The 2,162-nt window shown below is 74.8% G+C and carries 1 protein-coding gene and 1 pseudogene; both read left to right on the top strand.

The genetic code is table 11. The features are described from left to right. On the top strand, positions 1-1,965 hold a 1,965-nt coding region (locus GT030_RS27890), incomplete at its 5' end, for a DEAD/DEAH box helicase (protein ID WP_161203451.1). Further along, positions 1,962-2,162: pseudogene (locus GT030_RS36810) on the top strand (hypothetical protein); the annotation flags it as partial. The gene GT030_RS27890 and the pseudogene GT030_RS36810, both read left to right, overlap by 4 nt.

Raw genomic sequence — 2,162 nt, 5'->3', positions numbered from 1 at the left:
GTCCGGCGCGCCGCGCGCGTGTGGGCGCCGCTGGACCGGCTCGCCGAGCAGGACGTGCCCGACGTGCTGGCCCTGTCCGAGGAGGAGGTCACCGACCTGCTCGGCGTGGCCGCGAGCCGGCTGGCCGCCGCCGGGGTCGCCGTGCACTGGCCCCGCGACCTCGCGAGCGACCTCGCCGCCACGGCCGAGGTCCGCACCGCCCCCGGCTCCGCGACCGACGGCACCGGGTTCTTCGAGAGCGAAGAGCTGCTCAGTTTCCGCTGGCAACTGGCGCTCGGCGGCGACCCGCTCACCGAGGCCGAGATGGACGCCCTCGCCGAGGCACACCGCCCGGTCGTCCGGCTCCGCGACCGCTGGGTCCTGGTCGATCCGGCCCTGGTCCGCAAGGCCCGCAAGCGCGAACTGGGCCTGCTCGACCCCGTCGACGCGCTCGCCGTCGCCCTCACCGGCACCGCCGAGGTCGACGGCGAGACCGTGGAGGCCGTCCCGACCGGCGCCCTCGCGGCCCTGCGCGACCGGCTCACCGCGGGCATCGCCCCGGCCGAGCCGCCCGCCGGGCTCGACGCGACCCTGCGCGACTACCAGTTGCGCGGCCTGGCCTGGCTCGACCTGATGACCTCCCTCGGCCTCGGCGGCTGCCTCGCCGACGACATGGGCCTCGGCAAGACGATCACCCTCATCGCCCTCCACCTCAAGCGCGCCCGCACCGAGCCGACCCTCGTGGTCTGCCCCGCCTCCCTGCTGGGCAACTGGCAGCGGGAGATCAACCGCTTCGCGCCCGGCGTCCCCGTCCGCCGCTTCCACGGCGCCGACCGCACCCTAGACGGCCTCACCGGCGGCTTCGTCCTCACCACCTACGGCACCATGCGCTCCGCCGCCGCCCGGCTCGCCCAGCAGCCGTGGGGCATGGTCGTCGCGGACGAGGCCCAGCACGTGAAGAACCCGTACTCCGCCACCGCGAAAGCGCTGCGCACGATCCGGACCCCCGCGCGCGTGGCGCTCACCGGCACCCCGGTGGAGAACAACCTCTCCGAGCTCTGGGCCCTGCTCGACTGGACCACGCCCGGCCTGCTCGGCCCCCTGAAGTCCTTCCGCGCCCGGCACGCGCGTGCCGTGGAGAACGGCGAGGACGCCGAGGCGGTGGAGCGGCTGGCGCGGCTCGTCCGTCCGTTCATGCTGCGCCGCAAGAAGTCCGACCCCGGCATCGTCCCCGAACTCCCGCCCAAGACCGAGACCGACCACCCGGTCCCGCTCAGCCGCGAGCAGGCCGCGCTGTACGAGGCCGTGGTGCGCGAGTCGATGCTGGCCATCGAGGACGCGAACGGCATCGCCCGCCGGGGCCTCGTCCTCAAGCTGCTCGGCGCCCTCAAGCAGATCTGCGACCACCCGGCGCTCTACCTCAAGGAGGAGCCCGCCCACCCGGACCGGCTCTCCGCCCGCTCCGGCAAACTCGCCCTGCTGGACGAGCTGCTGGACACCGTGCTCGCCGAGGACGGCTCGGTCCTGGTCTTCACCCAGTACGTCGGCATGGCCCGGCTCATCACCGCCCACCTGGCCGACCGCGCGATCCCCGTCGACCTTCTGCACGGCGGTACTCCGGTGCCGGAGCGGGAGCGGATGGTGGACCGGTTCCAGTCCGGCGGGATCCCGGTCCTGGTGCTCTCCCTCAAGGCGGCGGGCACGGGGCTGAACCTCACCCGCGCGGGACACGTCGTGCACTTCGACCGCTGGTGGAACCCCGCCGTCGAGGAACAGGCCACCGACCGCGCCTACCGCATCGGGCAGACTCAGCCCGTCCAGGTCCACCGCCTCGTCACCGAGGGCACCGTGGAGGACCGCATCGCCGAGATGCTCACCGCTAAGCGGGCTCTGGCCGACGCGATCCTCGGCTCCGGGGAGGCGGCCCTGACCGAGCTGACCGACCGCGAACTGACCGACCTCGTGTCCCTGCGGAGGCCGGAATGAGTGCCGAGGAGCGGACCCCCGCGGAGGAGGCCCGCGAGGCGCTGCGTGCGGCTCGTGCGGGTGCGTCCGGGGAACCCGCCGAGGGGGATTCGGGGTCGGCGGACGGTCCTGAGCGGGGGGCGGCGCCCGAGGCCCGGCCCGGTGAGGTGGCGCGGGCCGCGCTGCGGGCCGCTGTGGCTGCTCGGCGGGAGGGGGAG

This window comes from Streptomyces sp. SID1328 (assembly GCF_009865595.1).
GTDB classification, from domain to species: domain Bacteria; phylum Actinomycetota; class Actinomycetes; order Streptomycetales; family Streptomycetaceae; genus Streptomyces; species Streptomyces griseoluteus.
Note: the sequence above shows the minus strand (reverse complement) of the source record. Positions and strands in the feature narration are given on the sequence as shown.